Origin of the sequence: Photorhabdus bodei, assembly GCF_003287735.1 — a bacterium.
Lineage (GTDB): Bacteria > Pseudomonadota > Gammaproteobacteria > Enterobacterales > Enterobacteriaceae > Photorhabdus > Photorhabdus kayaii.
Genome location: NZ_NSCM01000066.1, coordinates 1 through 12,479, shown reverse-complemented (window position 1 = coordinate 12,479; position 12,479 = coordinate 1). Strand labels below are relative to the sequence as shown.

The window sequence follows — 12,479 nt, the reverse complement described above, 5'->3', positions numbered from 1 at the left end:
AATCTTTAATCTTTAATCTTTAATCTTTAATCTTTAATCTTTAATCTTTAATCTTTAATCTTTAATCTTTAATCTTTAATCTTTAATCTTTAATCTTTAATCTTTAATCTTTAATCTTTAATCTTTAATCTTTATCTGTGATCTGTTTTCCTTTTCATGGATTTGATTTTTTTGAGTTTAAAACCAGAGAGGGTAAAAGAGATACCAGAGGGATTAAAATCAAAGCCCATTGCTTTAATCGATTTTAATCCTGTTATACCTTATGGATTTCAAGATGCATCGCGACGGCAAGGGAGCGAATCCCCGGGAGCATAGATAACTATGTGACCGGGGTGAGTGAGTGCAGCCAACAAAGAGGCAACTTGAAGGATGACAGGTATAAATGTTATTGTTCTTTTTCCGTCATGAGGTTAACCCTATTAAACGTTTTAATATAATTTTATATTTTTGTTATTGGATTAACCCGGCTCGACGAGCGGGGAGTGAAAACAAGGTCAGGACAGTAAGGCATCGCCAATCGAAAGAGGCGAATGGGTATGCCGAACCTAAAATTACCACGCTACACTTCGACTCTACCTTAATGCTGTTGAGGTCTTCATTTAAAGCAAAAAGTGTGACTTTGTGAAACTATGTGATACAGTCAATATGTGAGATAAAGTTACACATTGATTGGAGGTTATCATGGCAATAACACGTTTACGTCAACAGGGCGGGGCAGTGGTTGTTACAATCCCTAGTGACGTTGCAGCAGTAACGGGGTGGTCAGTAGGTATAAAATTGGATGTAAAAGCGTCAAGTGATGGAATAAGCATCAAACCAGTAGGTAGAATTGCCAGAGGCAGGAAGTCTCTCTCTGAATTGTTGCAGGGCATTGATGAAACAGAAGTGCGGACTTTCAACGAAGCAACAGCCGACGATCTAAATTCTCATCCTGTTGGCAATGAGGTGATTTAATAATGCGTAGAAGGAATGTCCCAAGCAAGGGTGAAATTTGGCATGCTAACGGCGATCCCGTTAGCGGCAGAGAGTTTAAAGGGGCACATTATTATCTGGTTATCTCTGAATTTGCACTGAATCAAAAGTTAGGCACTGCACTTTGTGTTCCAATTACCAGTGGTGAAGGGCTAGCACGTTCTGAAGCTATCACCGTATATCTAGATGGCTCAAGTACCGATACCGGAAAAATTACCGGTGTTGCGCTTTGCTACCAGATTCGTTCACTTGATTTGAATAAACGCAAAGCTACCTATTCGTCACAAGCTGAACCTAATATCGTTGATGAAGTTTTAGCTAAAGTAATAGATATTTTAGATCCTCGATTAAATTGATCGTCAAATTTGGGGGTTATTCCACAGGAGAGCGTAAAATCTATGGTCACCCCCGTTTTTGCAACCAGACTCTTATTAAAAAAATAAGCGTTTAAAAATATTCTGTCAGGCGAAGTTAGGAATTTCACATTTGAGATATTCTTTTATCTTTGATTGCAGATTTAGCACCTTTAATCAGAGTAGGTGGCATATGTATATTTTGCTGACTTATTTGTTGCTCAATATGTTGTACCACATAGGCGGCATCCTGATCGATCCCGAGAAAACGTCCAGAACCCCATGTATATAACCACGGCAAACCAATAAATGTGACATCTGGATCGATGGTAATACCACGGTCATGTTTTGGATAACCATTGGCTTGAAAAATATCTAAATCAATCCATGAATAATCTGGTTTAAAACCAATACACCAGATCACTGAGGTGATATTTTCTTTTACTAAGTCAATGTGTGTGATTTCCTGCTCAGGCCGCCAAACCGGTTGATATATCGATGCAGGTTCGTCGGTTACAATATTGTTTTTTTCTAAATACTCATCAATCGAGGCATTAATGCGATTATAAGTGGTATCGGCAAGGCCCAGGTTTTCTGATAAATTTGGTTTAAACCAGAATTGACCCTCTTTGAAGTCATCAAAATGTCCGAACAGTTGCATACCTTCTAAGGCAAATTTACGCAGGTCAATATCACGCCCGCCGTCACGCCCTGTGACATAGTGGTTGGTGCTATTACGTACTTCTTCACTATAACGATGATGTTTGACAGTCGTTTCGTAATAACCCATATCAAACAGCCATTTCACCACATCTTTACCGCGATAGAAGCGAGCACAACGTGGTGCATTGCCGGTCGATAAATAGACTTTTTTGCCTGCCAGATGTAAATCTTCGGCAATCTGTGCACCGGATTGCCCTGACCCGACCACCAACACCGCACCTTCGGGCAGTTGATCTGCATTTAAATATTCTTCCGAATGCATCACTTTCACATGTTTAGGCAAGGTATCGCTTAGTTTTGGATAAATCGGGGTGTGATATCCACCGGCTGCGATGACAAGCTGTTTGGCTGTGGTTGTACCACGATTGGTCTCAATGACAAATTCATGGGCTGCCACTTTTTTCACATGTTTTACCTGAATATTTAAAATGGCGGGAGGATTAATCTTTTCAATAAATTCGTCAAGATATGCCACAATTTCAGGTTTTTGCATAAAGCCGTCAGGGTCGTTCCCCTGATAGGGGTGTTCAGGTAGTAGACACTGCCAGTTCGGTGTCACCAATGTGAAATTATCCCAACGTTTATGGCGCCAGCTATGGGTTAACTCGGATTCTTTTTCCAATACCACATGGTCAATGCCCGCTTTTTGCAAATAGTGGCTGATACATAAACCTGCCTGACCACCACCAACAATCACCACATCGTAATTTGGCTGTAACATTTGATTTTGGATACTTAACATGGGATATCCCTCTCATTGATTCGTCATTTCAATAACTTCAATTTGATCTTCTGGACTTAGCCCGAAGAATTTGGCTTGGCGTTTGATCATCGCCAGATTGTCCACGGCTGAACTACAGAAAAAGCCATAACGTGCCAGTACCCTTTCCGAGGCGGCATGCAGACCATTTTCAACCTGACGCAAGAACTGCATACTTGGGTAACGCTGACCAATGGACAGATATTCATAAATCACCGTTGAGGGGGAGTAATATTGAATCAGCTCCCCATTAGGCCATTTCACAGTAAAATTCACACTGGGCATAACATCGACTCCTGCTGACTTTTAGGTTTAATCTGTACGGATTGAGCCTGTAATTTTTTTAACGCATCGGCATAACAGAAACCGGTAAATACTTGGCGGTTAAAATCCCAAAATATGTCGTGCCGTTGTTGCTGTTGCACGGCAACCACTCCACTGACATTGGTCTCACCAATCACCGCGCAGGCAATGCCCTGACGATGAAACAGCTCAATAATGTCTTCACATTTATTTGCGTCGGCCGTCAGTAAAAAGCCAAAACTGGGGAAGATTTGTAGCCATTTAAACCAGCCCACATTCTCAGGTTTAGGAATAGCATCTAAGTTGATCTGTGCCCCCGATGCTGTCGCTTCGAGTAGCATCAACAAACTGCCTAAAATACCGGCATTGCTAATATCACGGGCGGCATGAGCCAAATTTGCCTCCGCCAATTGCGGCAATAAGGCAATTTGTGACTGTAAAATGCGGTCAGACACTCGTTCAAAGCATTTCCAATAAGTGGTATTGGGGTGGAATTGCCCTTTTAGATTTAAAGCAATCAGAATTTTTTGTTGTGGTTTGACATGCAACACCGAGAGCAGTTTTCGTGCTATGCCTTGAATCGCAACGGATAAAGTGGGCTGATAAACTACCCCAATATTGGTATGTCCTCCGACCAGTAGCGCACCATAAGCACGACAAGCATCCTGCATGCCTTGCATTAACAATTGGGCATGTTCGCTACTGGTATGCCAAAAACTGTTCACCACTGACAATGCCCGACCACCCATTGCGGCGATATCACTAATATTCGCCATGACCGCTGACCATCCGGCAAAATAAGGATAATTGGTCACAAAACTGGGTAACATGCCTTCACAGGCGTGCAATACATATTGACCATTTAGTGGCACAGCTGCGGTGTCATCTCCGGGATAGGCATATAAGCTATCCAATGAATCCACATGGCAAGTTGTGTTAATTGAAACATGGTGAGCAATCGCCTGCTTGGACTGCATAGCAGGTGTATGTTTTAATATTTCGAGTAATTGATTGAGTTCCATCATTGCGTCTCCTTTTGCATATAGGCTTGCATCGGGACATGCGGTAACGGATAGTTTTCAATCTGTGCCTGCATCAGCACATGTGGAATGTTGGCAACGGTCAATTGGCGCAAACTATCCCAACACAACCGTTGGAAATAGTGTTCATTTTGACTTTGCACGGTGGCTAAAAAAGTACGACATCCCAAGTTTTTGGCGGTCGATACCGCGGTATTGATTAACGCTTTACCAATGATATGGCGACGTCGATATAAAGGTTCTACGCATAAACGCCCGCCATACCACGTCTGTTCGCTATCAGGGAAAATCCGTACTGCGCCAATCACTCGGTCATGCTCACCAAACATTTTCTCAATGGCAACAATGCCTAATGCTTTAACATCGTATTCGTCACGATCTTCTTGCAAGATTTTCTGTTCATCGCGAAAGGTCATTTCACGCAAACGATAATATTGGCGACGCTCCCAATCTTCCGACACAATTTTGATGGCAATGTCATCGCTAACAAATTGTTTCCGCCCTTCATTTTGCTCAAGTAGCCAAGGATGGTGAGAAAGTTCCATATCACATTCTCCTTATTCATACGCTTTCAGCGAAGAGCAAGCGCCACATTTGGCACAGCCAGCTTGAGTATTTTCCGAGTTCAAACCATGTTGCTTGAGTTGTTGTCCAATTTTCGGATAGAGCGACTGCATAAAAGCGTGATCAGGTTTAGGATGGTGCTCTAATGGTGTACCTCGAATCGGTACAAACGGCACCACAAATGGATACACCCCAATTTCAGTCAGTTTGGCGGTCATCTCTACGATTTCCAGTTCGGTATCGCCCAAACCCGCCAAAATGTAGGTGCTGACCTGTCCTCGACCGAACACCGCAACGGCGGCCTCAAATGCCGCAAAGTATTTTTCCAATGATACTTCGGCTTTGCCCGGCATAATTTTCTGCCGTACACGCTCGCTTACCGCCTCAAGGTGCATGCCAATCGACACCGCTCCTGCATCTTTTAAACGTTGAAACCAGGCAAAATCATCAGGTGGTTCGCACTGTACCTGTATCGGCAAATCTACTTGTGCCTTAATCGCTTGAACTGAGTCATATAAAATTTTGGCACCACGATCTCCCGTATTTGGCGTACCTGTGGTGATTACCATTTGCTTGACGCCATCCAGTTCAACGGCTGCTTTCGCTACCTCAGCCAATTGTTCCGGGCGTTTACGGATCAAGGTTCGACCCTCTTTTAAAGACTGATCAATCGAGCAAAATTGGCAGGCGGTTGCCTTGTCCTCCATACGAATGCAATGCTGTAACACCGTTGTCGCCAACACATCACGGCTATGTAAGGTTGCAATTTGTTCATAGGCAATGCCTTCTGCGGTTTTTAAATCATAAAAACGTGGTCGTGCTGGTGCAGTTAAGGTCGCCACGGGAATCCGGTTTTTAAAGACAATCACCTTGTCAGAGTGCGGTTCAGGCTTTGCGGTGTAGGGAGAATCTTGTGCTGCAAGGTTCAGCACAGGAATCATCATGGTCTGCCCGTCAAGGCTCAGCGCCTTATGATCGCTTGGCCCTGCGCCGCCTTTACGGGACAAGCCAAAATTGCCTTCCCATTTCAGACCATTACATTGCAAATCGGTTAATAATTGCAAATTGGTTAATAGTTGTATTGCAGACATCTTTAACCCCCTATCGATTGGGTTTATATCAATATGGTTTCGACATGTTCTTCATTAAATTTTGAGAGCTTTTCGAGATGACTTTGAGCTGATGTTTCAACTTTCAGTTCGTGTAATACGTGTGTTGGACGACGATCGATGAATAAGCTGAGTAATTCAGGTCGGCTGTAATGTCCAATCGAATCCATCATGCGTTTACGTTTATCAATCAGGCTAAAGTCCAGATCGGCAACGCAATAACCTTCACCTTGTGTGATCGGTTCAGCCAGGAGTTTGCCTTCGGGAGAAACGATGGCGGCAAAACATCCCCCTGAAATTGGACCGATATCACAGCCGGTATCTTGCATAATTTGCTGTTGCTGTTCGGGATGCAGCCATGCGGTGGCGTTGATCACAAAGCAGCCAGACTCTAAGGCATGGTGTTGAATGGTTGCGCGGATTTGATCGGCAAAGACTTGCCCTACCAACGAACCAGGAAACATGGCAGCATGGATTTGTTCGCCATCTGCCATTAAGGCAAAACGTGCCAACGGGTTGTAATGTTCCCAACATGCCAGCGAACCAATACGCCCTACCGCAGAATTAATGGCACGTAAACCACTGCCATCACCTTGTCCCCACACCATTCGTTCATGGTAAGTTGGGGTAATTTTGCGGCGATGCTGAATGATTGAACCGTCGGCATTAAATAACAGTTGCGCGTTATAAATCGTACTGCCTGCACGTTCATTAATGCCAATCGATACCACCATGTTGGCTTCAAGACAGGCTTGACCAATCGCTAAGGTTGCTTCGGAAGGGACAACCACCGATTCATTCAACAGTTTTAAATGTTCTTTACCCATAGCAAATGGCGGTTGTACAAAGGAGAAATAAGGGTAATAAGGCACGATGGTTTCAGGAAAGACTGCAAATTGCACTCCCTGTTTTCCAAGCTCTAAAATAATGTCACAGATTTTTTTTACTGTTGCGGCTTGACTGTAAAGCACAGGACTACATTGCACTGCGGCAGCTTTAATTATTCGGTTCATAACCTTATCCCCTTATAGTTTATGTTTACTCAGACAGTCCAAGTATCAATGATTAAGGCATTGTCACGACGCATCAGCAGTCTTAAATCCATCACATCCAATGGATTAATTGGACGAATTCCCGGAATAAGCGCTTTTTCGGTTTGCCCATACAACGCTTGCAACGCAAAACGGCAGGCATAGACTTCGCCACCTTCTTCCATAAAGGCTTTCAACTGATTGTTGACGGCTAAATGACCCGGAAAAGCTTCCGCCCCTAAAGTTGGAAAACCGCGTTGTACACCCAACTGCACGCCTGGGCCGTAAAGCAAAATTTTGGTTTCAAAGCCTTTGCGCAACAAACGTTTTGCCTGTAACACATTGACCAAGCCAATTGATCCTTCAAATGCAACAGTATGGAAAGTCACCAATGCCTTTTCACCTGGCTGGGCTTTGACGTCCTCAAACACTTTTTCTTCATAATCAACAAGAAAATCGCCATCTTTATATTGCTCGATATCAATCTTTGGCATAGCAGCCTCCTAGTTCAATGTTATTTGGGAATGAACCAACATGTAGTCTAGTCTGACTGTATTAATGCGAGAGCTGTGCCAAGTTATATTTTGGAGCGGAAATTAATTTTTATCACATTGAAAAATATCATTTAATTTTTATAAAAATATTTTTCATGGAGATAAATTGAACTACTAGGGAATTAGGATTTTTCGTAGTATTATGAAATTTCATAGCTTAAATTATGAAATTTCATATACCCTATGGATTTTAAAAGGCAACTTGGAAGATGACGGGTATAGTATGAATACGACTGACTTTATCTCAGACTGGGTAGTTTACGAAGACTCGATTCGACCGTTGGTATTTGAACACACGTCACAGGCATTAATTGTACTAGATCCACATCAAAACCAGTTTATTGATGTGAATATTAGCGCTACCCAATTATTACAATATGAACGTCATGAAATTATTCAAAAAACGGTGACTTCCATTTTTGGTCATTTCAGACAACTGCCATACCTTGTGGTATTTACCGAAGAAGCTTTGACAAAAGGTCGGGCCTGGAACAATGAGTTGTATATCTTTGATAAAAACGGTGAAAAAATCCAATTGGATATTACTTCTGTTTCATTGTCCTATAAAAATAAAACCTTACTGATATGGTCGCTGGTGGATGTCAAAGAGTTAGAACTGCGCCAACTCAATAAAAATGTTGATAAAGCCATTCGTACAGGTTTAAAAGAATCGCAAGCCTTACAAGAGCTATTTATTGACTCCGATACAGGCAAGCATTTATTGCTGAGTTCAGTCGGTGACGGTATTTACAGTATTAACAAACAAGGCTTGTGTACCTTTATTAACCCTGTCGGGGCTAAAATGTTGGGGCTGCAACCTGAAGATGTATTGAGTGACAATATCCATAAGATTCATCACCATACCCATGAAAATGGCGAACCCTATCCTGAAGAAGAGTGCCCGATTTATGCAGCGGTGCATGACGGTATTGTGCATGAAGGGGTTCAAGAAATTTTTTGGCGTCGTGATGGTAGTTGCTTTCCAGTGGAATTTACCAGTACCCCAGTGATTCGTGACGGTGAAATTATTGGTGCGGTAGTGGTGTTCCGCGATATTACCGATCGGCTGAATACTGAAAGGCAACTGACCCATGCCCTTGAAGAACTACAAGATTTAAAAAGTAGACTGGAACAGCAAAATGAATATCTGCAAGAGGAAATTTTACATGAAAATCAATATGATGAAATTATTGGCAGGAGTGCATCCATTTTACAGATTATTGAAAAAATCAAGGTGGTTGCCTCAACCGATGCCAATGTGATGATTTATGGTGAATCAGGTACAGGCAAAGAGTTGATTGCTCGTGCTATTCACCAATCTAGTCACCGTCAACAGCAACCACTTATTCGAGTCAATTGTGCCGCCATTCCTTCGGAACTGTTTGAAAGTGAATTTTTCGGACATGTTAAAGGTGCATTTACTGGGGCTGTGCGTGACCGTGCCGGACGTTTTGAATTGGCAGATCAGGGCACACTGTTTTTAGATGAAATTGGCGAAATTCCTATCGAGCTACAAAGTAAATTGCTGCGTGTATTGCAGGAAGGAACCTTTGAACGAGTCGGCGAAGAAAAAACGCGACATGTGGATGTGCGGATTATTGCCGCCACCAACCGCAATTTAAAAGAAGAAGTTAAATACAAACGCTTTCGTGAAGACCTCTATTTCCGTTTAAATGTATTCCCGATTTATTCACCAGCTTTACGTGACCGTAAAGAAGATATTCCACTTTTGGTTACGCATTTTACTAAGTTGATTTGTGATAAGCGTAAAATTAATTATCTCCCATTTTCACAAAGGCATATTTTAGAACTACAGCAATATGACTGGCCTGGCAATATTCGTGAATTGCAAAATGTCCTTGAACGCGCACTAATTATAGCGAAACAAGGCACGGTTTCCTTTAAATATTTGCTAGAACAAGATCAACAGCAAAATGAAACTACGTATCAGAATATTCACAATAAACTTCAACAAATTGAAGTCGTGCTGACCATGCAGCAACTGAAAGACTTGGAGATTAAAAATTTCTCTCTTGCCGTTAAACAATGTAAAGGGAAAATTTTTGGTGATGATGGTGCGGCAAAATTATTGGGAATGAACCCAACGACATTGATCTCACGCTTAAAGAAATTGGAGATTGATTATTAAAAATCTCATCTTGGGCTTGGAAAATATGACTCAGCAGACAAAACCCGCAAAGGGGTGAGGGTTTTGTCTCAGGACGCTGACAAAATGTTTGCTTTAGCTTATCCAATGATCGATGAAGACTTAACACCTCAACCAATTAAAGATAGATGCTTAAAAGCAGTTGCCACAATTGCCAACAAAAATAATGGGAAAGAAATATTGTCAAAATTGGGAGGTGAGGAATTATTAGCCAAAGGAGTAGAACTAAACAAAAACCAGAGAGGAATGCACCGTAAAGAAGACGAAAGAGTAAATACCGAAATACTATTAGGGTTACTTGTGAAGCTCCTTGCTTATCTGTCTTTTATGGAGGCTTACGGATTTGATAGGCCGCTCACATTAACAAAGTTCGGTAAATCCATGCCAAAGGTGATGCAGGAATACCAGAAGGATTACCGAAAAATCAGAATTAAACAGGGTTATTTTTACAACGTTGATTTAGGTGATGTGGCTAAAGAATGGCTTCCGGCTGTTCCTGAACGCAGAGATTTGTAATCTCCCTTATATACCTTATGGATTTCAAGATGCATCTCGGCGGCAAGGGAGCGAATCCCCGGGAGCATAGATAACTATGTGACCGGGGTGAGTGAGTGCAGCCAACAAAGAGGCAACTTGAAGGATGACAGGTATATGTCTTTTCCTCTATTATTTTATTCTATATCAGGCTCTATTTTTTTCTTTATCTTTGATAGGCTACCTAAATTTAACAAGTTGATTGTTAAGTACCTGAGTATGCTGATGATTGCATCATTTATCGTTAGTTTTCCGATATCTTTTTATGTTAGCTATAAGTTAAAAAATGAGGGTTATTTAACATGTGATAAAATATCGTGGATGTCACCAACAACTTATGTGAAAAATTTATCGCTTTGTGAATGAAAACTTTTGTAAATATTCCGTTCTCATGTTTTCCTATGTTTAGCCTCTGAAATTTAGCAAAAACCGTCGTAAACCCTTGTCCAGTGCGGGCGGGGATATAAGGCGAAAAGCCCAAAGGGCTTTCAGATTATTGACAAAGTGCTGGTTTTTTATCCGGCATTTTGTTTTAATTAAGTTCCGTTCACCAAACGGAGCTTGCCGCCATGTTAAGAACACCTCCTCCCCAGACTTTCCCGCCAGAAACGCACTCGCTTGACGAGCTGGTACCCAAAAATCATCGGGTCCGTAAAATCGATGCCGCTATTGATTTCGAATTCATCCGCGAATGAGTCGCGCCTTTGTATTGTCATAATAATGGCTGACCGGCTATCGATCCCGTTATGTTGCTTAAGGTGATGTGACTGAGCTATTTATCCTTTGGTTGGCTGCATTCGCTTACCCCGGCCACATAGTTACCTATGCTCTCGGGGATTCGCTCCCTTGCCGTCTCGATGCATCTTGAAATTCATAGGGTATACCAGTATTGAGACGTTCGTTGCCAATCCCTATTTTGGAGAAATTCAAACAGACATAAATAATAACCGAACAGCAAATCCGATCAGCACCAGTCCCATTACCCGCTCGAACCAATACCCTTTCCGTATGAATTTATTACGAATCACTATATTAGAAAAAATAACACTGACCAATACAAACCATACCGCATTGACCACACACATCCACACCCCATAAAACATTTGTATCGGGATAGGTGTATTGCTACTCACCACAGTCGTGAAAACTGCCAAAAAGAACAACGTCGCCTTAGGATTAAGAGCGTTTGTCATAAACCCCATCAGAAATGCTTTCCATCTACTCTGTGAAGCTTGAACAATTCCCTCACTCTCTAAGACAGCCAAATCGGTAGGCTTACTCCTGATAAATTTGATACCGAGCCATATGATGTAAGTTCCCCCAACAAGTTTTGCTAATTCCATTAACCACGGAGTGGTATGCATTAATGCGCTAACTCCCACTAGTGTATAGATGACATGTACTGATATTCCCGCTCCGATACCCACTGCCGTACACATCCCAGCCCAGCGACCAAACCTCACACTTTGTCGTATGGTAACAGCGAAATCTGGCCCCGGTGCTACCACTGCCAGAAAATGAATCACCGCCAGTCCTAGAAATTCCCCCCAATAGTTATACAACATATTAACTCCAGAATGACAGCGGGTTTGCCGCTCCGCGGTAGCCAATAAAACATGACAAGCTCAAACGTAGATCGTCTACACCAGCAGTCACGGCGTGCATACATTGGGAGTTAAAGATCAAAAGATCACCCACATCTGGTTGGATCTCCAGTTCTGGTTTACCGAGCAAGGAAGGTTCAATGCCATAACTGTCACCACGCATAGAATCAAACTCTTCGGGAGAAAGTTTATCTTTCCAAATCTGTAAGGCACCGCCTTCACTGGGCATAGCAAGATAAACATTAGCCGCAAACTGTGCTTGTAGGCTCTTAGCTCTGAAACTATCTGGGGCATCCTTAGCAAAAATGTCGTAATGAGCAAGAAAGGTAACTCCGGGTTTAATCACCCTCGACAGCCCCACGTACATTTTCTTTCCATAAAGTGTTTCTAGTTGAGCGCCGGCAGACCAAATCTCATCCAGAGTACATCTCATCAGATCCATCGGAGATAGATAAGGTGAGCAGCGTTGCCGCAAGTCATTGATGTTTTTAAACACACTTTCAAAATAATCAGCTACACGAGGTGGTTCATTTTCTGCCTCATAAAATGCCATTCCAATCCGTCCTATGCTCGGTGCATTCAAATACTTATCAAATCCATGCCCCAGTATTTTTTTACCCAGTTTCATCGCTAAAACACTAGGGACTGTTGACGTTTCGTGTACATAACTTATACAGCCCACATGGGTAACCACATCATCATAAAAGCCATGGCAACCATACTGGCATAATTTCGCTCAAGTTTGTCGTATCTTGTTGCTATTGC

The 12,479-nt window shown here is 42.3% G+C and carries 14 protein-coding genes and 2 pseudogenes; 6 read left to right on the top strand and 10 right to left on the bottom strand.

Translation table 11 applies throughout. From position 1 onward, the window contains the following. Positions 1-681 precede the first annotated feature (681 nt). Both CKY02_RS21530 and CKY02_RS21525 read left to right on the top strand, forming a co-directional pair. Positions 682-954: an AbrB/MazE/SpoVT family DNA-binding domain-containing protein gene (locus CKY02_RS21530; protein ID WP_112896838.1), complete on the top strand. Its 273-nt coding sequence runs from the start codon at positions 682-684 to the stop codon at positions 952-954. Positions 955-956: 2 nt separating this feature from the next. Further along, entirely contained in the window at positions 957-1,328 is a 372-nt protein-coding gene (locus tag CKY02_RS21525; RefSeq protein WP_193493192.1) for a type II toxin-antitoxin system PemK/MazF family toxin, read from the top strand. 124 nt (positions 1,329-1,452) lie between these two features. Here the strand turns inward: CKY02_RS21525 and CKY02_RS21520 are convergent, their stop codons facing one another. Genes CKY02_RS21520 through CKY02_RS21490 form a run of 7 tightly spaced genes read right to left on the bottom strand, consistent with a single transcriptional unit; the run spans position 1,453 to position 7,349 of the window. Further along, a complete protein-coding gene (locus CKY02_RS21520) occupies positions 1,453-2,790 on the bottom strand; it encodes an MSMEG_0569 family flavin-dependent oxidoreductase (protein WP_112896836.1) in 1,338 nt (445 codons plus the stop codon). A 12-nt stretch (positions 2,791-2,802) separates the two neighbouring features. After that, positions 2,803-3,093, bottom strand: coding sequence for an MSMEG_0570 family nitrogen starvation response protein (locus tag CKY02_RS21515; protein WP_112896835.1), 291 nt, complete (start codon positions 3,091-3,093; stop codon positions 2,803-2,805). Beyond that, positions 3,081-4,136, bottom strand: coding sequence for a sll0787 family AIR synthase-like protein (locus tag CKY02_RS21510; protein WP_112896834.1), 1,056 nt, complete (start codon positions 4,134-4,136; stop codon positions 3,081-3,083). Before CKY02_RS21510 ends, CKY02_RS21515 begins: the two co-directional genes overlap by 13 nt. Further along, positions 4,133-4,696, bottom strand: a complete 564-nt coding sequence (locus CKY02_RS21505; protein WP_112896833.1) for an MSMEG_0567/Sll0786 family nitrogen starvation N-acetyltransferase — start codon at positions 4,694-4,696, stop codon at positions 4,133-4,135. The genes CKY02_RS21510 and CKY02_RS21505 overlap by 4 nt, the downstream gene beginning before the upstream one ends. A 12-nt stretch (positions 4,697-4,708) precedes the next feature. Further along, the gene (locus CKY02_RS21500) at positions 4,709-5,806 is read right to left on the bottom strand and encodes an MSMEG_0568 family radical SAM protein (RefSeq protein ID WP_112896832.1); all 1,098 of its coding nucleotides are present in this window, start codon (positions 5,804-5,806) and stop codon (positions 4,709-4,711) included. 23 nt (positions 5,807-5,829) lie between these two features. Continuing rightward, the gene (locus tag CKY02_RS21495) at positions 5,830-6,837 is read right to left on the bottom strand and encodes a Nit6803 family nitrilase (protein ID WP_112896831.1); all 1,008 of its coding nucleotides are present in this window, start codon (positions 6,835-6,837) and stop codon (positions 5,830-5,832) included. 29 nt (positions 6,838-6,866) lie between these two features. Further along, a complete protein-coding gene (locus CKY02_RS21490) occupies positions 6,867-7,349 on the bottom strand; it encodes an MSMEG_0572/Sll0783 family nitrogen starvation response protein (RefSeq protein WP_112878338.1) in 483 nt (160 codons plus the stop codon). A gap of 202 nt (positions 7,350-7,551) precedes the next feature. Between CKY02_RS21490 and CKY02_RS21485 the strand changes: the two genes are divergently transcribed. The 4 genes and pseudogenes from CKY02_RS21485 to CKY02_RS21470 form a co-directional block, all read left to right on the top strand. Then, a complete protein-coding gene (locus CKY02_RS21485) occupies positions 7,552-9,558 on the top strand; it encodes a sigma 54-interacting transcriptional regulator (protein WP_240002115.1) in 2,007 nt (668 codons plus the stop codon). A 63-nt stretch (positions 9,559-9,621) separates the two neighbouring features. Beyond that, a complete protein-coding gene (locus tag CKY02_RS25990) occupies positions 9,622-10,092 on the top strand; it encodes a primase-like DNA-binding domain-containing protein (RefSeq protein WP_238399168.1) in 471 nt (156 codons plus the stop codon). A 135-nt stretch (positions 10,093-10,227) separates the two neighbouring features. Then, positions 10,228-10,476 (top strand): DUF1240 domain-containing protein, encoded by a 249-nt coding sequence (locus CKY02_RS21475; protein ID WP_112896830.1) that lies wholly within the window; start codon positions 10,228-10,230, stop codon positions 10,474-10,476. Positions 10,477-10,679: 203 nt separating this feature from the next. Then, a pseudogene (locus tag CKY02_RS21470) lies at positions 10,680-10,835 on the top strand (transposase); the annotation flags it as partial. Positions 10,836-11,036: 201 nt separating this feature from the next. Here CKY02_RS21470 and CKY02_RS21465 read toward each other — a convergent pair. The 3 genes and pseudogenes from CKY02_RS21465 to CKY02_RS21455 all read right to left on the bottom strand — a co-directional run. Continuing rightward, positions 11,037-11,675 (bottom strand): LysE family translocator, encoded by a 639-nt coding sequence (locus CKY02_RS21465; protein ID WP_112896829.1) that lies wholly within the window; start codon positions 11,673-11,675, stop codon positions 11,037-11,039. Between the two features lies 1 nt (position 11,676). Beyond that, positions 11,677-12,267, bottom strand: a complete 591-nt coding sequence (locus CKY02_RS21460) for a 2OG-Fe(II) oxygenase (protein ID WP_240002114.1) — start codon at positions 12,265-12,267, stop codon at positions 11,677-11,679. A 116-nt stretch (positions 12,268-12,383) separates the two neighbouring features. Further along, positions 12,384-12,479: pseudogene (locus CKY02_RS21455) on the bottom strand (IS5/IS1182 family transposase); the annotation flags it as partial.